The 20,653-nt window shown below is 66.7% G+C and carries 14 protein-coding genes; 13 read left to right on the top strand and 1 reads right to left on the bottom strand.

Annotated features, from left to right (window positions below):
• Window positions 1-118: 118 nt before the first annotated feature.
• The 11 genes from CEY11_RS12045 (at window position 119) to lpxC (ending at window position 15,778) form a co-directional block, all read left to right on the top strand.
• Window positions 119-1,852, top strand: a complete 1,734-nt coding sequence (locus CEY11_RS12045) for a peptidoglycan D,D-transpeptidase FtsI family protein (RefSeq protein WP_088603625.1) — start codon at window positions 119-121, stop codon at window positions 1,850-1,852.
• Window positions 1,852-4,629: a bifunctional UDP-N-acetylmuramoyl-L-alanyl-D-glutamate--2,6-diaminopimelate ligase MurE/UDP-N-acetylmuramoyl-tripeptide--D-alanyl-D-alanine ligase MurF gene (gene murF / locus CEY11_RS12040; RefSeq protein ID WP_088603624.1), complete on the top strand. Its 2,778-nt coding sequence runs from the start codon at window positions 1,852-1,854 to the stop codon at window positions 4,627-4,629. Before CEY11_RS12045 ends, murF begins: the two co-directional genes overlap by 1 nt.
• A complete protein-coding gene (gene mraY / locus CEY11_RS12035; protein ID WP_088603623.1) occupies window positions 4,619-5,791 on the top strand; it encodes a phospho-N-acetylmuramoyl-pentapeptide-transferase in 1,173 nt (390 codons plus the stop codon). The genes murF and mraY overlap by 11 nt, the downstream gene beginning before the upstream one ends.
• Window positions 5,788-7,368 (top strand): UDP-N-acetylmuramoyl-L-alanine--D-glutamate ligase, encoded by a 1,581-nt coding sequence (murD, locus tag CEY11_RS12030; protein WP_088603622.1) that lies wholly within the window; start codon window positions 5,788-5,790, stop codon window positions 7,366-7,368. The genes mraY and murD overlap by 4 nt, the downstream gene beginning before the upstream one ends.
• Window positions 7,365-8,558, top strand: coding sequence for a putative lipid II flippase FtsW (gene ftsW, locus CEY11_RS12025; RefSeq protein WP_088603621.1), 1,194 nt, complete (start codon window positions 7,365-7,367; stop codon window positions 8,556-8,558). The genes murD and ftsW overlap by 4 nt, the downstream gene beginning before the upstream one ends.
• Window positions 8,555-9,634 (top strand): undecaprenyldiphospho-muramoylpentapeptide beta-N-acetylglucosaminyltransferase, encoded by a 1,080-nt coding sequence (murG, locus tag CEY11_RS12020; RefSeq protein WP_088603620.1) that lies wholly within the window; start codon window positions 8,555-8,557, stop codon window positions 9,632-9,634. The genes ftsW and murG overlap by 4 nt, the downstream gene beginning before the upstream one ends.
• Window positions 9,631-11,037 carry a UDP-N-acetylmuramate--L-alanine ligase gene (gene murC / locus CEY11_RS12015; protein ID WP_088603619.1) on the top strand — a complete coding sequence of 469 codons (1,407 nt, stop codon included), beginning with the start codon at window positions 9,631-9,633 and terminating at the stop codon, window positions 11,035-11,037. The genes murG and murC overlap by 4 nt, the downstream gene beginning before the upstream one ends.
• A 37-nt stretch (window positions 11,038-11,074) precedes the next feature.
• Complete coding sequence (locus CEY11_RS12010) at window positions 11,075-11,866, top strand: cell division protein FtsQ/DivIB (protein WP_088603618.1); 792 nt, start codon at window positions 11,075-11,077, stop codon at window positions 11,864-11,866.
• Between the two features lie 7 nt (window positions 11,867-11,873).
• On the top strand, window positions 11,874-13,100 hold the full coding sequence (gene ftsA / locus CEY11_RS12005; RefSeq protein ID WP_088603617.1) for a cell division protein FtsA: 1,227 nt from the start codon (window positions 11,874-11,876) through the stop codon (window positions 13,098-13,100).
• A gap of 275 nt (window positions 13,101-13,375) precedes the next feature.
• Window positions 13,376-14,548 (top strand): cell division protein FtsZ, encoded by a 1,173-nt coding sequence (ftsZ, locus tag CEY11_RS12000; RefSeq protein WP_088603616.1) that lies wholly within the window; start codon window positions 13,376-13,378, stop codon window positions 14,546-14,548.
• 306 nt (window positions 14,549-14,854) lie between these two features.
• A complete protein-coding gene (gene lpxC / locus CEY11_RS11995) occupies window positions 14,855-15,778 on the top strand; it encodes a UDP-3-O-acyl-N-acetylglucosamine deacetylase (protein WP_088603615.1) in 924 nt (307 codons plus the stop codon).
• Between the two features lie 197 nt (window positions 15,779-15,975).
• Here lpxC and CEY11_RS11990 read toward each other — a convergent pair whose 3' ends face one another.
• Window positions 15,976-16,464 carry a DciA family protein gene (locus CEY11_RS11990; RefSeq protein WP_088603614.1) on the bottom strand — a complete coding sequence of 163 codons (489 nt, stop codon included), beginning with the start codon at window positions 16,462-16,464 and terminating at the stop codon, window positions 15,976-15,978.
• A 27-nt stretch (window positions 16,465-16,491) separates the two neighbouring features.
• Here CEY11_RS11990 and CEY11_RS11985 point away from each other — a divergent pair, with 27 nt between their 5' ends.
• Together CEY11_RS11985 and secA are read left to right on the top strand one after the other, a co-directional pair.
• Window positions 16,492-17,481, top strand: coding sequence for a M23 family metallopeptidase (locus CEY11_RS11985; protein ID WP_233154846.1), 990 nt, complete (start codon window positions 16,492-16,494; stop codon window positions 17,479-17,481).
• Between the two features lie 114 nt (window positions 17,482-17,595).
• A complete protein-coding gene (secA, locus tag CEY11_RS11980; RefSeq protein ID WP_088603612.1) occupies window positions 17,596-20,340 on the top strand; it encodes a preprotein translocase subunit SecA in 2,745 nt (914 codons plus the stop codon).
• The last annotated feature ends 313 nt before the right edge of the window (window positions 20,341-20,653 follow it).

The raw sequence follows: 20,653 nt of genomic DNA, 5'->3' as shown, positions 1-20,653 counted from the left end.
AGGCGGCCGGCCGCCGTCCGGCCCGGCCCGGCGCGGCCCGGTCTGGCGCGACCCGGTCTAGCGCGGCCCAAGCTTCTTCCGGCGCCGCTGCGCGCAAACCCCGGGCCGGAGGGCATCAATGAAACGAGTGCGTTTCCATGCCAGCCCGGTGCTGAACGCGCAGATGCCGCTGTGGCGCTCCAAGCTGGTGCTGATGCTGCTGCTGCTGAGTTTCGTGGCGCTGGTGATAAAGGCGCTGTATCTGCAGGGCTTGTCCACCGAGTTCCTGCAACAGCAGGGCGAGCGCCGCTACGAGCGCACCCTGGTATTGCCGGCGACGCGCGGCAAGATATTCGACCGCAGCGGCTCGGTGGTGCTGGCCTCCAGCGTGCCGGCGCGCGCCATCTGGGCCATACCCGACGATGCCAAGGACGCCACACCGCAGCAGCTCGCGGCGCTCGGCAAGCTGCTGGGCATGTCGGTGCAGAACATCCAGAGCCGCATTACCGACGAAGACAAGAATTTCGTCTACATCAAGCGCCAGGTGCCGCTGGACGTGGCCGAACAAGTCAAGCGCCTCAAGGTGCCGGGCTTCCATCAGCAGGGTGAAATGCGGCGCTACTATCCGGAAGGAGATGTGGCGGCCCATATCGTCGGCTTCACCAATATCGAGGATCAGGGCATCGAGGGTGTCGAGCTGGCCTTCAATTCCGAGCTGCAGGGCAAGCCCGGCAGCCGCCGCGTGATCAAGGATCGCCTGGGCCGCGTGGTAGAGGACGTTCGCGCGGTGGTGCCCCCGGTCGACGGCCAGGATCTGAGCCTGTCGATCGACTCCGGGCTGCAGTTCGACCTGCATACGGCGCTGAAGAAGGCCATGGAAGACCACCAGGCCAAGTCGGCTGCCGGCATCATCGTCGACGTGCATACCGGCGAAATTCTGGCGCTGGCCAACCTGCCCAGCTACGATCCGAACAATCGCGAAGACCGCAAGGGCTCGGCGCTGCGCAACCGTGTCATCACCGATACGTTCGAGCCGGGCTCCATCATGAAGCCGTTCACCGCGGCGCTGGCCCTGCAGCTCGGCCGCATCACCACCTCGACGATGTTCAACACCGGCAATGGCCATTATCGCTACCAGGGCGCGACCATCACCGATGTCAGCAGCAATGGCTATCTGAATGTGGCCGGTATCCTGCGCCGCTCGAGCAATATCGGCATGACGATGATCTCCGAGCTGCTGACCTCGCAGGAAATGTGGGACAACTTCACCAATCTGGGCTTCGGGCGGCCGCCGCAGGCCAATTTCCCGGGGGTGGCCTCGGGCCGCCTGCGGCCCTGGAAACGCTGGCGGCCCATCGAGCGCGCCACCATGGCCTACGGCTATGGCCTGTCGGTGTCGCTGCTGCAGATCGCCCATGCCTACACGGTATTCGCCCGCAACGGCGACATGGTGTCGCTTACCCTGCTCAAGCGCAAGGGCAACGCCGCCAGCGTACAGATCTTCTCGCCGCGCATAGCCGGCCTGATCCGCGCCATGCTCGAGGCGGCCGCCGGGCCCGAGGGCGCCAAGATCAAGGTTCCGGGCTATCGCGTGGCCGGCAAGAGCGGCACGGCGCGCCAGATCGTCAACGGCCACTACAGCAGGACGCAGTACCGCGGGTCGTACGTAGGCTTCGGCCCCGTATCCGACCCTCGCGTGGTGGTCGCGGTATCCATCGATGAGCCGCATGTCGGCGGCTACTACGGCGCCGTGGTGTCCGGCCCGGTATTTTCCAGCGTCATGGGCAGTACTTTGCGGCGGCTGGGCGTAAAGCCCGATGCGCCTTTGGCCGACTCTCTGGTCGCGGTCAACGGCCGCGAAGGGAGGCGCTGATGAACGCGCAACAGATCATCGATTGGCTGCGCGGCAACGTCAATAGCAGCGCCCATCTATGCCTGGACTCGCGCCAGGTTGGCGTCGGCGATGTGTTCTTCGCCTGCCCGGGACTGGCGGGCGACGGGCGCCTGTATATAGAAGACGCGCAATCGCGCGGGGCTGCGGCCGTGGTGGCCGAGGCCGGCCAAGTGTCGGCCGCCGTGCCGCTGCTGCAGGTCGAAGGCCTGCGCGGCCTGCTGGGCGCAGTAGCGCATGTCTGGTATGGCGAGCCCTCCAGCCATATGTCGGTACTGGCGGTGACCGGCACCAATGGCAAGACTTCGACGGTGCAATGGCTCGCCGCGGCCCTGAATCAAGAAGGCGTGCCCTGCGGGACGGTCGGGACGCTGGGCGTGACGCTGCCCGATGGCAGCAATCTCGGCGGCGCACTGACTACGCCCGACGTGCTGACCATGCATCGCAGTCTGGCGGCCATCCGCGCTGCCGGCGGCACGGCCGCGGCGCTCGAGGCGTCCTCCATCGGCCTGGAGCAGGGGCGGCTGGAACAGATCCGCATCGAGGTCGCCGGCTTCACCAACCTGACTCGCGACCACCTGGATTATCACGGCAGCTTCGAGCGCTACCAGGCGGCCAAGTTCGCGCTGTTCGACTGGCCGGGGCTGCGTGCGGCGGTCGTCAATCTGGACGACGAGGCCGGCCGGCTGCTGTTCGAGAAGGCAGCGGCGGCCCGGCGCGTGGGCTATACGCTCGAGGGCGAGCCGGGCGCGGGCTTGCAGGCCCTGGACATCCAGGCCGGCACTTACGGGCTGATTTTCAACCTGGCCACCGCGCAGGGCACGGCGCAGATCGTTACCCGGCTGGTGGGCGAGCACAATGTGTCCAATCTGCTGCTGGTCGCGGGGGTGTTACGCGAGCTGGGCTGGACGCTGGCCCGGATCGCGCGGGCGCTGGCCGCACTGCGGTCGGTGCCGGGACGCCTGCAGATCGTCGAGCCCGGCGTGCCGGGCGAGGGCGCGGCGGCCATGCCCATGGTCGTGGTGGACTATGCCCATACCCCCGACGCGCTGCAGCGGGCCCTGGCGGCCCTGCGCCAAGTGGCGCAGTCGCGCGGCGGACGGCTGGTGTGCGTGTTCGGCTGCGGCGGCGGGCGAGACAGCGGCAAGCGCCCGTTGATGGGCGAGATTGCCGGCCGGCTGGCCGATGCCGTGGTGGTCACCAGCGACAACCCGCGCGGCGAAGATCCGCGCGACATTGCCGCGCAGGTCGTGGCCGGCATGCACGGCACGCCCGCGGTCGAGCTGGATCGCGCCCTGGCGATTCTGGATGCGGTATGGTCGGCGCAGCCTGGCGACGTGGTGCTGGTGGCCGGCAAGGGGCACGAAACCTATCAAGAAACCGCCGGCCTGCGCACCCCTTTCGACGACCGCGAGTGGGTTCGCTATGCGCTGAGCTGGGGGCATGGCCTGCCGGTGTCCACCGACACCCGCAGCCTGCGGCCCGGTGAACTGTTCATCGCCTTGAAGGGCGAGTCCTTCGATGGCCACGAGTATCTGGAACGGGCGCGCCAGGCGGGGGCCTGCGCGGCCGTGGTGGCGCGGCGCGATCCCGCGGTGGCCCTGCACCAGTTCGAGCTGGGCGACACGCGCGCGGCGCTGGCGCGCATCGGCACGGCGTGGCGCCGCCGGTTCCGCCTGCCGGTCATTGCGGTGACCGGCAGCAACGGCAAGACCACCACCAAGGAAATGGTGGCCTCCATCCTGCGCGCCTGGCTGCGCGACGATGCGCTGGCCACGTCCGGCAATCTAAACAACGACATAGGGGTGCCGCTTACGCTGTTGCGCCTGCGCGCCTCGCACCGCGCTGCGGTCTTCGAGCTGGGCATGAATCACCCCGGAGAGATCGCCATGCTGGCCGGGATGGCGCGCCCCACGGTGGCCCTGGTCAACAATGCGCAGCGCGAGCACCAGGAGTTCATGCACAGCGTCGAGGCCGTGGCGCTCGAGAACGGCGCGGTGCTGCAGGCTTTGCCCGATGACGGCGTGGCGGTGTTTCCGGGCGACGATGCCTACACCGGCACCTGGCGCCGCCTGGCCGGCGCGCGCGAGCTGCGGCTGTTCGGTTTCGATCCGGGCTTCAATGTGTATGCCGACGACATACGCGCCGAGTCGCAGGGCACCCGCTGCCAATTGCACGTATCGGCCGGCGTGCGGCCGCTGACGCTGCATGCCCCCGGCCAGCACAATTTGCGCAACGCGCTGGCCGCGGCGGCCTGCGCCTGCGCGGCCGGCGCTCCGCTGGATGCCGTGGTGCAGGGGCTGGAGCAGTTCAATCCGGTGGCCGGCCGCATGCAGCCCAGCGCCCTGGCCGGCGGCCTGCAGCTCATCGACGATACCTACAATGCCAATCCCGACTCGGTGCGTGCCGCCATAGACGTGCTGGCGCAATTGCCCGGGCGCCGCATGCTGGTGCTGGGCGACATGGCGGAAGTCGGGGCCGACGGGCCAGCCATGCATGCCGAGGTGGGGGCTTATGCCCGCGAGCGCGGCATCGACCAGTTGTTGACTTACGGGCCCGCGGCCCGCAACTCGGCCGAGGCCTTTGGCGCCGGAGCGCAGGCCTACGATTCCATCGACGCCCTGGTGGCCGGCCTGCGCGCCAGCCCGCCGGCCCATATTCTGGTCAAAGGCTCGCGCAGCACCCGCATGGAGCGGGTCGTGCAGGCCTTGCGGCAACAGGCCGGCACAAAAGAACAAGAGGCGCGCCATGCTACTTGAAATCGCCCGCTGGCTGTCCGACGAGCACATACGCGCCTTCGGCGTCTTCGAATACATCACCTTCCGGGCCGTGCTGGCCTGCGGCACGGCGCTGTTCATCGGCCTGGTGGCCGGCCCGGCGGTCATTCGCAAGCTGACCGAGCTGAAGATCGGCCAGGCCGTACGCAGTTATGGGCCGCAGTCCCATCTGCAGAAAAATGGCACTCCGACCATGGGCGGCGCGCTGATCCTGATTTCCATCGCCGTCAGCACGCTGCTGTGGGCCGATTGGACCAACCGCTTCGTCTGGGTGGTGCTGCTGGTGACTTTCGGCTTCGGCTGGATAGGCTGGGCCGATGACTACAAGAAAGTCGTCAACCACGACCCCGAAGGCATGTCCTCGCGCAGGAAATTTTTCTGGCAGGCACTGATCGGCGTGATCGCCGCGACCTATCTCACCTTCGCCGTGGCCGCTCCCGCCAACGCCGATCTGTGGCCGCTGTTCCGCGACTGGATCATGAGCGGCTTCACCATGCCGCTGCCCACGCGCGCCGACCTGATCGTGCCGTTCTTCAAGAGTGTCAGCTACCCGCTGGGCGTGTTCGGCTTCGCCGCCCTGACCTGGTTCGTGATCGTGGGCACCAGCAATGCCGTCAATCTGACCGACGGCCTGGACGGCCTGGCCATCATGCCCACCGTGATGGTGGGCAGCGCGCTGGGCATCTTCGCCTACGTGGTGGGGCGGGTCGATTATTCCAAGTATCTGCTGTTTCCGTACATTCCGGGCGCGTCTGAGCTGATGGTGCTGTGCGCCGCCATTGCCGGAGCCGGCCTCGCATTCCTCTGGTTCAATGCCTATCCGGCCCAGGTGTTCATGGGCGACGTGGGGGCGCTGGCCCTGGGTGGCGCGCTGGGCACCATCGCGGTGATCGTGCGCCAGGAAATCGTACTGTTCATCATGGGCGGCGTGTTCGTCGCCGAGACGCTGTCGGTGATGCTGCAGGTCACTTATTTCAAATACACCAAGAAGCGCTACGGCACGGGACGCAGGATCCTGCGCATGGCGCCGCTGCACCATCATTTCGAGGTGGGCGGCTGGAAAGAAACCCAGGTGGTGGTGCGTTTCTGGATCATCACCATGATGCTGGTGCTGCTGGGCCTGGCCACACTCAAGTTGCGATGAACACGAATTTCACTTTCCCCTCGCTGGCCGACAATCCGCTGGTTCTGATTCTGGGACTGGGGGAGACCGGCGCGGCCGCGGCGCTGTGGTGCGCCGACCGTGGCGCGCGTCTGCGCCTGGTCGACACCCGCGAACAGCCGCCCGGCTGGGCGGCCCTGCAAGAGCAATTGCAGGGCGTGGCGGCCGGCGACCCGGCGGCCGGCATTCCGGCGGCCGGCGCTCCGGGGGCCGATTGCCGCTACGGCGAATCGGCGCTGGATGCCGCCGCGCTGGACGGCGTGCGCAGCGTCGTCATCAGCCCGGGGCTGTCGCCGCTGCAGGAACCGGTGCGGTCATTCCTGGCGCAGGCCGCGCAGCGCGGCATCGAGGTGATCGGGGAAATCGAACTGTTCGCGCGGGCCTTGAATGACATGGCCGAGCAGGGCTACCAGCCCAAGGTGCTGGCGGTTACCGGCACCAATGGCAAGACCACGGTCACCGCCATGACGCGGCAGATGTGCCAGGCCGCCGGCCTGCGCGCCCGCGCGGCCGGCAACATCAGCCCGGCCGCCCTGGCGGCCCTGCGCGATGCGCTGGCCAGTGGCGAACTGCCCGATGCCTGGGTGCTGGAGCTGTCCAGCTTCCAGATCGAATCCACCCGCAGCCTGCGCGCCGATGCCGCCGCGGTCTTGAATGTGACGCAGGATCACCTGGACTGGCACGGCTCGATGCAGGCATACCAGGCCGCCAAGGCGCGCCTGCTGAAGATGGCGCGTGTTGCCGTCATCAACCGCGACGACCCGCTGGTGGTCGTCATGGTGGACGATCCGGCGGCCGCTTCGGTACGTACTTTCGGCCGCGGCGTGCCCGAGCTGGACGGCGACCTGGGCCTGGATGCCAGCCATGACGTGCGCTGGCTGGCGGTTGCCGAATTGCTGGATTTCGACCTGCCGGCCGCGCCCAAGCGGCGCCGCGGGCAGGCGCAGATTCCGCTGCCGCGCCACCCGGGCCGCCTGACGCGGCTGATGCCGGCCGACGCCCTGCGGGTGCGGGGCCTGCACAATGTGCTGAATGCGCTGGCGGCGCTGGCGCTGGCGCGTGCCGCCGGGCTGCGCTGGGCCGATGTGCTGCCGGCGCTGCGCGATTATCGCGGCGAGCCGCATCGGGTCGAGTTCGTGCGCAGTATCGCCGGCGTCGATTTCGTCGAAGACAGCAAGGGCACCAACGTGGGCGCCACCGTGGCCGGCCTGGAAGGCCTGGGCCGCAAGGTGGTGCTGATCGCCGGCGGCCTGGGCAAGGGCCAGGATTTCGCGCCGCTGGCGCGCGCCGCGGCGCAGCATGCCAGGGCCGTGGTGCTGATCGGCCGCGACGGCCCCGCCATCGCCCAGGCGCTGGAGCCGGCCGGCGTGTCGGCCGAGCGGGCCGACACCCTGGAGCAGGCGGTGCGGCGCGGTTTCGAACTGGCGCAGCCCGGCGACGTGGTGCTGCTGTCGCCGGCCTGCGCCAGCATGGACATGTTCCGCAACTACGCCCACCGCGCCCAGGCCTTCGTGGCCGCCGTGCAGGAACTGGCGCTGGATGAAGGGGAGATGGAATGAGCGTATTCGCGGATCTTACCTCCAGCGTCAACGCCGTGCGGCCCGGCCGCACCCGCATGGCCAGCTTCGACGTATGGATCATCATTCCGGCCGCGGCGCTGCTGCTGTTCGGCCTGCTGATGGTGTATTCGGCCTCGATCGGGCTGGCCGACGGGCCGCGCTATGAAAGCTATGGCCGCTTCTATTTCGTGGTGCGCCACGGCGCGTTCATCTGCGTCGGCCTGCTGTGCTCGGCCGTGGTGCTGAGCATACCCATGAGCGTCTGGCAGAAGTACGCCATGCCGCTGATGCTGGTGAGCCTGGTGTTCCTGCTGGTGGTGCTGGTGCCCGGCATAGGCCGCGAGGTCAATGGCGCACGCCGCTGGCTGCCGCTGGGGCCGCTGAACTTCCAGCCATCCGAGCTGATGAAGATCACCATTCTGTTGTATGCGGCCGATTACACGGTGCGCAAGCAGCAGCACATGCACAATTTCGTGCGCGGCTTCCTGCCCATGTCCTGCGCCCTGGCCGCGGTCGGCATGGTGGTGCTGCTGGAACCGGATCTGGGCGCTTTCATGGTCATCGTGGCCATCGCCGTGGGCATACTTTTCATCGGCGGCATCAACGGCAAGCTGTTTTCGGCGCTGTTGGCCATTATGATGGGCAGCTTCCTGATGCTGATCTGGCTGTCCCCGTGGCGGCGCGAGCGGCTGTTCGCCTATCTGGATCCGTGGAATCCCGACAATGCCTACGGCAGCGCCTATCAGCTGTCGCATTCATTGATCGCCCTGGGCCGCGGCGAATGGTTCGGCGTGGGCCTGGGCGCCAGCATCGAGAAGCTGCACTACCTGCCCGAAGCGCATACCGACTTCATCGTTGCCGTGATCGGCGAGGAGCTGGGTTTTGTCGGCCTGGTGTGCCTGATCGCGGTCTTCGCCTTCCTGATCTGGCGCGGTTTCGACATCGGCCGTCAGGCGATTGCCATGGAACGCATCTTCAACGGGCTGGTGGCGCAAGGGGTTGCCCTGTGGTTCGGGGTGCAGACCTTCATCAATATCGGCGTGTGCGTGGGCCTGCTGCCCACCAAGGGCCTGACGCTGCCCATGGTGAGCTACGGCGGCTCGGGCATTGTGATGAACCTGTGCGCGATTGCCCTGCTGCTGCGGGTGGATTTCGAGAATCGCAATCTGATGCGGGGTAAGCGCACATGAGCACAGCGCAGCACACCGTACTCATCATGGCCGGCGGCACCGGCGGGCACATCATGCCCGGCCTGGCGGTGGCTCACGAGATGCGTGCGCGCGGCTGGCGGGTGTTCTGGCTGGGACACCCCGGCCGCATGGAAGGGCGGCTGGTGCCGCCCCAGGGTTTCGAGCTGCTGCCGCTGCGTTTCGGCGGAGTACGCGGCAAGGGGCCGGCGGCGCTGCTGAAGCTGCCGTTCACGCTGTTGCGCGCCTGCTGGCAGGCGGCCGCGTGCCTGCGCCGGGCCCGGCCCGACGTGGTTCTGGGCATGGGCGGCTATGTGGCCTTCCCGGGCGGCCTGGTGGCGGCTTTGCGCCGCGTGCCCCTGGTGGTGCATGAGCAAAACGCCGTGGCGGGCACCGCCAACCGCTGGCTGGCGCGGCTCGCCAGCAAGGTGCTGGTGGGATTCCCAGGCGCCCTGCCGGGCGCCATCATGGTCGGCAACCCGGTACGTGCCAGCCTGGCGCAAGTGCCTCCCGCGCAGCAGCGCTATGCGGGGCGCAGCGGGCCGCTGCGCCTGCTGGTGGTGGGCGGCAGCCTGGGTGCCCGGGTGCTCAACGAGATCGTGCCGCAGGCCTTGGGCATGCTGGCCGAAAGCGAGCGGCCCGAGGTCGTGCACCAGGCCGGCGAACAGCACCTGGCGGTGCTGCGCGAAACCTACGCGCGTGCCGGCGTACGGGCCGAGTGCCATGCCTTCATCGACGACATGGCGGCGGCCCTGGCGCGGGCCGACCTGCTGATCTGCCGCGCCGGCGCCATGACGGTGGCCGAGGTGGCGGCGGTAGGCGTGGCGGCGCTGTTCGTGCCGCTGCCGCACGCCATCGACGATCACCAGACGGCCAATGCGCGCTACCTGAGCGATTGCCACGGCGCGTGGCTGCAGGCGCAGGCCGGCTTGTCGGCCGCATGGCTGGCGCAATGGCTGCGCGAGCGCAGCCGTGCGGAACTGGCCGCGGTGGCCGAGCATGCTCACGAGCACGCGTGCCTCAGCGCGACACAACAGATAGCCGATGCTTGCGAGCAGGTATTGAGGAGGCCGGCATGAAGCACCGGATACAGAGCATCCATTTCGTCGGTATAGGCGGGTCGGGCATGAGCGGCATCGCCGAGGTGATGCTCAACCTGGGCTATGCCATCAGCGGTTCGGACATCCAGGAGTCCGCCGTGACGCGCCGCCTGGCCGGCCTGGGGGCGCGCATCTCCATCGGCCACGACGCGCGGAACATACAGGGCGTAGGGGCGATCGTCACCTCCACGGCGGTCAAGGCCGACAACCCCGAGGTGCTGGCGGCGCGCGCTGCGCACATTCCGGTGGTGCCGCGCGCCCTGATGCTTACCGAGCTGATGCGCCTGAAGCGCGGCATCGCCGTGGCCGGCACGCACGGCAAGACCACGACCACCAGCCTGGTGGCCAGCGTGCTGGCCGGCGGCGGCCTGGATCCGACCTTCGTCATCGGCGGGCGGCTGAATTCGGCCGGCGCCAACGCGCGCCTGGGGCAGGGCGAGTTCATCGTGGTCGAGGCCGACGAGTCGGACGCTTCCTTCCTGAACCTGTTGCCGGTGATGGCGATCGTGACCAATATCGACGCCGATCACATGGACACCTACGGCCATGACGTGGCGCGGCTCAAGAGTGCCTTCATAGAGTTCACGCACAAACTGCCTTTCTACGGCAGCGCGGTGCTGTGCAGCGACGACGCCAATGTGCGCGAGATCATTCCCTTCGTGTCGCGGCCCGTCACGACCTACGGCCTGAACGCCGAGGCACAGGTGCGGGCGGTGGGCGTGCAGGCCGAGGCCACACGCATGCGCTTCACGGTGCAGCGCCGCGGCCCCGCAGGGATGCTGCCGGAGCTGCCCATTACGCTGAACCTGCCCGGCGTGCACAACGTACTCAATTCGCTGGCGGCGATTGCCGTGGCCACCGAGCTGGGCGTGCCCGACGCGGCCATCGCGCAGGCGCTGGCCGCCTTCAACGGCGTCGGCCGGCGCTTCACCCAGGTGGGCGAATTTCCGGTGCCGGCCGCTGCGGGCGGCGGCGCCTTCACCCTGATCGACGACTACGGCCATCATCCGGTGGAGATGGCCGCGACCCTGGCGGCGGCGCGCGGCGCCTGGCCGCAGCGCCGCATCGTGCTGGCTTTCCAGCCGCACCGCTACACCCGCACGCGCGATTGCTTCGAGGACTTCGTGCGCGTGCTCGGCTCGGCCGACGCCGTGCTGCTGACCGAGGTCTACGCGGCCGGCGAGGCGCCGCTGGTGGCGGCCGACGGCCGCGCGCTGGCGCGGGCTATCCGCGTGGCGGGCAAGGTCGAGCCGCTGTTCGTGGAAGACGTCGCCGAGCTGCCACAAGCCATTCTGGGCTTCGTGCGCGACGGCGACGTGGTGGTCGTCATGGGCGCCGGCTCCATCAGCCGCGTGCCCGCGCAAGTGGGGGAGCTGGCATGAGCGTTTCCACGGTACATCGCAAGGCGGAGGTGTAAGCGTGTTCAACGACGCCCGCCTGACCAACTTCATTGCCAATTCGCTGGCCGTACTGGCCGTGGCGGCAATGATCGCGGGCGTGTTGGCCTGGGTCGTGCAGCGTCCTTATTTCACGATCGATCGCATCGAGATAGAACCGATGCAGGCCGATACATTGAATTACGTCTCTGCCGCCAGCGTCCGGGCGACAATAGCGGGCAGGCTGGTGGGGAATTTCTTCACTGTTAATTTGAACGACACGCGCAAGCTGCTCGAAACCGTGCCCTGGGTGCGCCACGTGCAGATCCGGCGCGTCTGGCCCGATGCCTTGCGGGTCAAAATCGAAGAGCAGCAGCCCTTGGCATTGTGGAACGAAAACCAGCTCATTAATACCTGGGGCGAGGCATTCAGCGCCAACCAGGGTGAGCTGCCCGACGATGCCCAGTTGCCGCATTTTTATGGCCCCGATCTGTCCGAGCGCCTGGTGGTGCAGCGCTACGCGGAACTGGCGCGCTGGCTTGCGCCGCTGAATCTGCGCGTCACCCGGATCAACCTCAGCCCGCGCTATGCCTGGGACGTGGATCTGTCCAACGGCTTGCGGATGAATCTGGGCCGCGACCCGGCCGCCGACGTGGCCGACCCTCACGGACGTTCCGGGGCGCTGCCTTTCGCCGCCCGCATCGAGCGCTTTGTCCGCGCCTGGCCGGCGCTGCTGCGGCGGCTCGACGGGCGTACCGTGCGCAGTGCCGATTTACGTTATTCCAACGGCTTCGCCATTATGTTGGCCCCTGTTTCCCATACTCCTAGCAAATAGAAAAACCATGACCCGTGACATCAAGGATCTGATCGTTGCACTCGATATAGGCACCAGCAAGGTGGTGGCCGTAGTGGCCGAAATACTGCCGGAAGGACGTTTCGAAGTGCTCGGCCTGGGCCAGCACGAGTCCCAGGGCATGCGCAAGGGCGTGGTGGTCAATATCGAGTCGACCGTGAATTCCATCCAGCGCGCGCTGGAAGAGGCCGAGCTGATGGCCGACTGCAAGATCCGCGAGGTGTACACGGGGATCGCCGGCAGCCACATCACCAGCTTCAATTCCAGCGGCATGGTGGCGGTCAAGGACAAGGAAGTCACCGCCACCGATGTCGCGCGCGTGATCGAGACCGCCAAGGCGGTGAACATCCCCACCGACCAGCAGGTGCTGCACGTGCTGACGCAGGAGTTCATCGTCGACTCGCAGGAAGACATCCGCGAGCCCATAGGCATGAGCGGCCTGCGCCTGGAAGTGCGCGTGCACATCGTCACCGGAGCGGTCAGCGCGGCGCAGAACATCGTCAAGTGCGTGCGCCGCTGCGGCCTGGAGGTGCAGGACTTGATCCTGCAGCCGCTGGCCTCGAGCCTGGCGTGCCTGACCGCCGACGAGAAAGAGCTGGGCGTGGTGCTGGTCGACATCGGCGGCGGCACCACCGACATCGCCATCTATACCGGCGGGGCGATCCGCCACACCGCGGTGGTGCCCATCGCCGGCGACCAGATCACCAGCGACATCGCGGCGATGCTGCGCACGCCCACGCCGGATGCCGAAGAGATCAAGCTGCGCTTCGGCATCGCCAAGCAGGTGCTGGCCAGCGCCGAAGAATATGTGGAAGTGCCCGGGCTGGGCGACCGGCCCAACCGCCAGGTCAAGCGCCAGGCGCTGGGCGCCGTGATCGAGCCGCGCATCGAAGAGCTATTCACCTTCGTGCAGCAGATCGTGCGCGAGTCCGGCTATGAAGACCTGCTGGCCTCCGGCGTGGTGCTCACCGGCGGCACGGCGCTGATGCCGGGCATCGTCGAATTGGCCGAGGACGTGTTCCTCAAGCCGGTGCGGGTGGCCGTGCCCGACTACGAGGGCAGCCTGGCCGACGTAATGCGCAATCCGCGTTTTTCCACTGTGATGGGCCTGTTGTCCGAGGCCCGTGTGCAGCGCGCCCGCGGCCGCAAGGTCGCGCAACAAAAAGGGAGTTTCAAGACTCTGTTGTCCAGGATGAAGGAGTGGTTCATGAATTAGGACGCCGGGAATCTGTGCGGAGCAAGGTCGTCGCAGCTTTTTGCGGCGCCGTGTGCCGGGCCGGTTCCGGGGGTTCTTTGGGGCGGGTGGCTTTCGGATCCCGTCCAGTGTCTGGTGCGTTGGCTCATGAAGCAGGCGGATCGGCCACGCGGGAGGCGTTTCAAATCTGGTGCGAGCACGGCTGGCATCTTCTTTGAAGCGATTCCCGGCAGTACAGGCAGTACTTGGGGAAATCAACGCTTTAATCGTTTTCAGGAAATGTGAGGGAGTCAGTCATGATGAATTTCGAAATGCTCGACAGCAATGCCAACGGCACCGTGATCAAAGTCGTAGGTGTCGGCGGCGCCGGCGGCAACGCCGTGGCCCACATGATCCGTTCCGGCGTGAACGGAGTGGAGTTCGTGTGCGCCAATACCGACGCTCAGGCGCTGGTCACTACCGAGGCCCCGGTGCAGATCCGCCTGGGCCGCACCGGCCTGGGCGCCGGCGCCAAGCCCGAACAGGGCCGTGCCGCGGCCGAGACCGCGCGTGAGGAAATCCGTGCCGCGCTCAATGGCGCCAATATGGTGTTCATCACCGCCGGCATGGGCGGCGGCACCGGCACCGGCGCGGGCCCCGTGGTGGCCGAAGTGGCCAAGGAGCTGGGCATACTCACCGTCGGCGTGGTCACCAAGCCCTTCTCCTTCGAAGGCACCAAGCGCCTGAAGATGGCCGAAGAGGGCATCGCCGAACTGTCCAAGCACGTGCACTCGCTGATCGTAGTGCTCAATGAAAACCTGTACGAGCTGATGGACGACGACGCCACGCAAGAGGACTGCTTCAAGTCCGCCGACGACGTGCTGCACAGCGCCTGCGCCGGGATCGCCGAGATCATCAATGTCGAGGGCAACATCAACGTCGACTTCGAGGACGTCAAGACGATCATGGGCGAGCAGGGCCAGGCCATGATGGGCACCTCGATCGCCGCCGGTGCCGACCGGGCCCGCGTGGCCGCCGAGCGCGCCATTGCGTGCCCACTGCTCGAGGGCGTGGATCTGCACGGTGCGCGTGGCATGCTGGTCAACATCACCGCCAGCCGCGGCAGCCTCAAGATGCGCGAGACGCGCGAAATCATGGACACCATCCGCAGCTATGCCGCCGAAGACGCCACCGTCATCTTCGGCACGGCCTACGACGAGTCCATGGGCGAGAACCTGCGCGTGACCGTGGTGGCGACCGGCCTGGGCCGTCACGAAGCCATGGCCAGCCGTCCGCAGCTGGTGGCCACCAACGAGGCATATCGTACCGGCACCGACAACATGCCTCTGATGGGCGGCTTTGCCAATTCGGACGTGCCCGCCGTGATCCGCAACCCGCGCAGCCAGGCTTCGGCCCAGGTGCGGGCGCTGGAGACCGCCGGCATGGATCACTTCGACATTCCGGCCTTCCTGCGCAAGCAGGCCGATTGAGGGGCAGTACCGGCACATTTCTGTAACCGGAACGAACCTCACATGGAGCCGCGCGGACGGTAGTCCGGGCGCTGCGGGATCCTCTCGCAGCGCCGGAATACCTTGCTGGTAGCCCGCGGCCGTCGGCGGCGCACAACCCTATGTCCCCGGGGGCGTGCGCCGCCGCGCCATGCCGGCAGCGTTGGCCTCGGCCCGTGGCGGTATCTGGGCCTTACAACTATTACGCGGCTTGAAATCCATTCTTGTTACAATGCTTCCATCCGCCGCTACGCCAAGTCGAAGCCGCAAACTTACTGACCGATCATCATGTTACGCCAACGCACCATCCAGAAACCCATCAGTACCAAGGGGGTGGGGCTGCATTCCGGCCGCCGAGTCGAACTCACGCTGCGACCGGCCGAGCCCAATACCGGTATTGTGTTCCACCGTGTAGACCTGCCCGAGGTCGTTGATTTCCCTGCCCGTGCCGACGAAGTGGGCGATACCCGCATGGCGTCCGTGCTGCAGCAGGGCAATGTGCGCGTGTCCACGGTCGAGCACCTCATGTCGGCGCTCGCCGGCCTGGGCATCGACAATCTGCACGTCGACCTCACGGCCGAAGAAGTGCCCATCATGGATGGCAGCGCCGGCACTTTTGTGTATTTGTTGCGCTCGGCCGGCCTGCAAGAGCAGCCCGCGGCCAAGCGCTTCATCCGCGTGCTCAAGCCCATCGAGGTGCGCGAGGGCGAAGGCAGCGACCTGAAATGGGCGCGCCTCGAACCCTACGACGGTTTCGCCCTGTCGTTCGCCATCGATTTCCATCACCCGGCCATCGACTCCACGGCCAACTTCGCCGAGGTCGATTTCGCCAAAGATTCCTACACCAAGACCATCGCGCGGGCCCGTACCTTCGGTTTCGTCAGCGAGGTCGAGGCGCTGCGTGCCGCGGGCCTGGCGCGCGGCGGCAGCCTGGACAACGCGATCGTCATGGACGAATACCGCGTGCTCAATTCCGACGGCTTGCGCTATGACGACGAGTTCGTCAAGCACAAGATCCTGGATGCCATCGGTGACCTGTATCTGATCGGCAAGCCGCTGGTGGGGCGCTACGTGGCCTGCAAGTCGGGCCATAGCCTGAACAACCGGCTCGCGCGCGCGCTGTTGGCGCATCGCGACGCCTGGGAGCCGATCACCTACGAATCCACCGCTACCGCGCCGCGCGCCTTCACGACCGAGTGGAAGCTGGCCTGAGCCGGGTGCGCATGTCCGGGCGGCGGTGAACGTGGCAAGCTCCGGGGGGGACTGCACCCGGGGTACAGCTTGTTGTTCCGCCCTCTGAAATATCGCCTTGCGGCTCGTACGAGGCCGCGGCCGGGCGGCCGAGGGCCGCTGCAGGCCACGGGGCCGCGGCCACCTCGGCATTTTGCGGCCGGACTCCGGGGTTGGGGTCAGGGCTTGTGGTGGGCCAGCAGCCGGCCGACGGCATCGGCCAAGGGCCCCGGCCGCAGCGAAGCATGCAAGGCTTCGAAGGCGTCCAGGGCCTGCGCGCCCAGGGGCTCGACATTTTTGGCCCTTGGCGGATTTGTCCCGATGTGCGGCAAACCCGCTTGAACCCGAACCTGCACCTGGTTAAGGTTCCATCCACTCTCGGACAGGCGCTGCGCGATCCGTGGAGCCAGTTGCCGAAGCTTGGCGGCATGGGCCGCGCCGGGAACCGCCAGCGTGACCTGCTGTCTGTCTATGCGGGCCACCCGGCATACCTGCCGCAACGCGGGCGGAAGTATGGCGCCGGCCGCCTGTTCGATGGCCAGCAGCATGCGGGCGGTTGTCAATACGCCGGCGGTGTGCTGGTCACTGCCCAGCCACCCTATCGCCGAAAGATCGGCGTCGGGGGCAGTTTTTTTGCGCGCTTGGCGCTGGCTGGGCGTGGTATGCATTTATAGATTTACTGAGGTATTGCTACAGTGTCATCCACCATTATGCACGGCCAGGCCGGCGCTTCCAATTCCGGGCTGGCGAGCAGCCAGCCGTCCCGGCTGCTGCGCTCGCTGGCCATGGCCACTGCGCTGGTGGCTTCGGCCCTGGCCGGGGCCTGGATCCAGTCGTATGCGCATACGCCCGCGCATGCCGCCGATGCCTTCCAGGCCCAGGCGATGGACGCCCGGTTGGTGCGCGACTCGGCCCATATGCGCGACACCCTGGCGCTGCTGGCCGGCAAGGTGGGCGAGCTGCAGGCCCGGCTCATCACCATGACGGCGCTTAGCCGACGCATCGCCAAGCAAGCCGACATTGCCTATACCGATCCCGAGATCAATGCCGGCATCGATACCGCGGCGCCGCCCATGGACGACATCGCCGGCGCGCGGCCGCAGCCGGATTCGGGCGTAAGCCTCGGGCTTGCCCTGGATCGGCTGCAGCAGCGCATGACCGAACAGGGCGAGCGCCTGGCGCTGCTGGATCTGGCCTTCACGCGGCGCGCCGGCATCGAGGCGCGCCTGCCCGACCTGACGCCGGTGGACTATACGCGCCTGAGCTCGCCCTTCGGCTGGCGTGTCAACCCCGTGACCCACCGCCGTTCGCTGCACGAAGGGATGGATCTCGTGGCGCCGCGCGGCGCCGCCATTTACGCGGCCTCCGGCGGGGTGGTCACCAAGGCCGGGCGCGAGGCGGGCTACGGCAATATGGTGGAAATCGACCACGGCAATGGCCTGGTCACGCGCTATGCCCATGCCTCTGCGCTGGACGTCAAGGTGGGCGACCTGGTGGAAAAGGGGCAGGTAATTGCCCAGGTAGGCACCAGCGGCCGCTCTACCGGCCCGCATCTGCATTTCGAGGTGCGCATGGCGGGCACGCCCCTGGATCCGCGGCTGTTCCTGGCCAAGCCAGGGGTTTCGGGGCACCTGGTCGCGGCGGCCGCGACGCATGCCGGAGCCGGGGCCACCGAGGTGCGTTAAACTGTCTTGTTTGCCCGCGGGTAGCTGAATTTTGCCGGGGGCGTTTTCGCCAACATCAACAGACAGCTTCGGGCTATGCGCGCAGGCGCGCGGCCCGGCAGCGACGACACGAGAATGGTTCCACTGTTAAAGAAACTGATAGGCAGCCGTAACGACCGCTTACTCAAGCAATATCGCAAGCAGGTGGCGCGCATCAATGCGCTCGAACCGTCCCTGGCCGACCTGAGCAACGAGCAGTTGGCCGCCAAGACTACAGAATTCCGCGAACGCATCCAGTCCGGCGCCTCGCTCGACGACCTGCTGCCGGAAGCTTTCGCGGTGGTGCGCGAGGCCAGCAAGCGGGTGTTCGGCATGCGCCACTTCGATGTGCAGATGCTGGGCGGTATAGCGCTGCACGGCGGCAAGATCGCCGAAATGCGTACCGGCGAGGGCAAGACCCTGATGGCCACGCTGCCGGTGTACTTGAACGCGCTGGCCGGGCGCGGCGTGCACGTGGTTACGGTCAACGACTACCTGGCCCGGCGCGATGCCGAGTGGATGGCGCGCCTCTACAACTTCCTGGGCATGACGGTGGGCGTGGTGGTGCCGCAGCAGGAAAATGAAGAAAAGCGCGCGGCCTACCAGGCCGACATCACCTACGGCACCAATAACGAGTACGGCTTCGACTACCTGCGCGACAATATGGAATACCGCGCGGAAGACCGGCGCCAGCGGCCGCTGTCGTATGCGATCGTCGACGAAGTCGACTCCATTCTCATCGACGAGGCCCGCACTCCGCTGATCATTTCCGGCCAGGCCGAAGACAATACCGAGCTGTACGTGCGCATGAATGCCGTGCCGCCGCTGCTCACGCGCATGGCCTCCGAGCCCAAGCCGCAGGAACCCGAGCCCGAGGGCGACTTCTGGGTCGACGAGAAAGGGCAGCAAGTGTATTTGTCCGAGGCTGGCCACGAGAAGTCCGAGCAGATCCTGGCGCGCCTGGGGATACTGCCCGAGGGCGAGTCGCTGTACGACCCGCGCAACATCACGCTGATACACCACCTGAACGTGGCGCTGCGCGCCCACAATCTGTATTTCCGCGACCAACAGTACGTGGTGCAGAACGACGAAGTGGTGATTGTCGACGAATTCACCGGGCGCCTGATGGTGGGGCGCCGTTGGTCCGACGGCCTGCACCAGGCGGTCGAGGCCAAGGAAGGCGTCAAGATCCAGAACGAGAACCAGACCCTGGCCTCGATCACGTTCCAGAACTACTTCCGCATGTACGACAAGCTCGGCGGCATGACCGGTACCGCCGACACGGAAGCCTACGAGTTCCAGGAAATCTATAGCCTGGAAACCGTCATCATCCCGACCAACCGGCCCATGATCCGCAAGGATCAGAACGACCAGGTATTCAAGACCGACAAGGAAAAATACCAGGCCATTCTGGCCGATATCCGCGATTGCCAGGAACGCGGGCAGCCGGTGCTGGTGGGTACCACCAGCATCGAAAGCTCCGAGCTGCTGTCGGGCCTGCTTGCGCAGGCGAAGCTGCCGCACGAGGTGCTCAACGCCAAGCAGCACGCGCGCGAGGCCGAGATCGTGGCCGAGGCCGGCAAGCCTGGGCGCATTACCATCGCCACCAATATGGCCGGCCGCGGCACCGACATCGTGCTGGGCGGCAGCGTCGACAAGCAGGTCGACCTGGTGCGTGCCGATGCCGCGCTCAGCGATACGGAAAAGGCCGCGCGCGTCGACTCCATCAAGGCCCAGTGGGCGCCCGACAACGAGCGCGTCAAGCAGGCCGGGGGCTTGCGCATCATAGGCACGGAGCGCCACGAGTCGCGGCGCATCGACAACCAGTTGCGCGGCCGCGCCGGACGCCAGGGCGACCCGGGTTCTTCGCGCTTTTATCTGTCGCTCGACGATTCGCTGATGCGGATTTTCGCCGGCGACCGGGTGCGGGCGATTATGGAAAAGCTGCGCCTGCCCGAGGGCGAGCCGATCGAGGCGCGCATGGTGTCGCGCTCGATCGAGTCGGCGCAGCGCAAGGTCGAGGCGCGCAACTTCGATATCCGCAAGCAGCTGCTGGAATATGACGACGTCGCCAATGAGCAGCGCAAGGTGCTGTACGGGCAGCGCAACGAGGTGCTGGAGTCGGATGACATCAGCGAGGTCATTCATAATTTGCGCGACGCGGCGGTGACGCAGCAGTTCCGCTCTTACATACCCGAGCAAAGTATGGAAGAGCAGTGGGATGTGCCGGGGCTGCAGGTGGTGCTGGAGGCCGACTGGCAGGTCGAGATGCCGCTGGTCGAGATGCTGGACAAAGAGCCGAACCTGACCGATGAGGATCTGCTGGAGCGGGTGCTGGCGAAGGCGCGCGGCCTGTACGAGGCGAAGGTCGAGCTGGTGGGGCGCGAGAACTGGGCACCGTTCGAGCGCTCGATGCTGCTGCAGGCGATAGATACGCACTGGCGCGGGCATTTGTCTTCGTTGGATCATTTGCGCCAGGGGATTCATCTGCGCGGTTATGCGCAGCAGGATCCGAAGCAGGCTTACAAGCTGGAGGCGTTCGAGCTGTTCTCGGCGATGCTGGAGCGCATCCGCGATGAGGTGATCAAGGTGCTGATGACGGTGAAGATCCAGTCGCCGGAGCAGGTCGAGGCCGAGGAGCCGCCGACGCAGCTGGAGAATGTGACTTATCATCATTCGGACTATGACGCGGCATTGAGCGGGGCGGATCCGGGGCTGGACGAGGCCGCCGCGGCTCGCGGGGTGCCGTTCGTGAATGCGGTACCGAAGGTGGGGCGTAATGATCCTTGCCCTTGCGGCAGCGGCAAGAAGTACAAGCACTGCCATGGGAAGTTGAGCTGATGGCGGCAGCTTGATTTCTGTTTGCAGATGGAAGAGGCCTTCGCGCTTGGCGGCGCGGAGGCCTCTTTGCTTGGTGGGGGGGTGTTCGTCGCCGATTCGGTTCTTTAGACGCGGCCTAGCATGGGGTACCTCCTTCCGGTTCGATACCCCACTCACCTCCAGGAGGCACCCCATGCTCTCCGCTGGTTTCGTAGGCGGGTGGATGGTGTTGGTGTCTTTTGGGGCGTCGCCGGGTTTTGGGGCCTTTTTGCTAGGTGAGGGTTTTCGTCGCCCGATTCGGTTCTTTAGACGCGGCCTAGCACGGGGTACCTCC

The organism is Candidimonas nitroreducens (genome assembly GCF_002209565.1).
Classification (GTDB): domain Bacteria; phylum Pseudomonadota; class Gammaproteobacteria; order Burkholderiales; family Burkholderiaceae_B; genus Candidimonas; species Candidimonas nitroreducens.
Note: the sequence above shows the minus strand (reverse complement) of the source record. Positions and strands in the feature narration are given on the sequence as shown.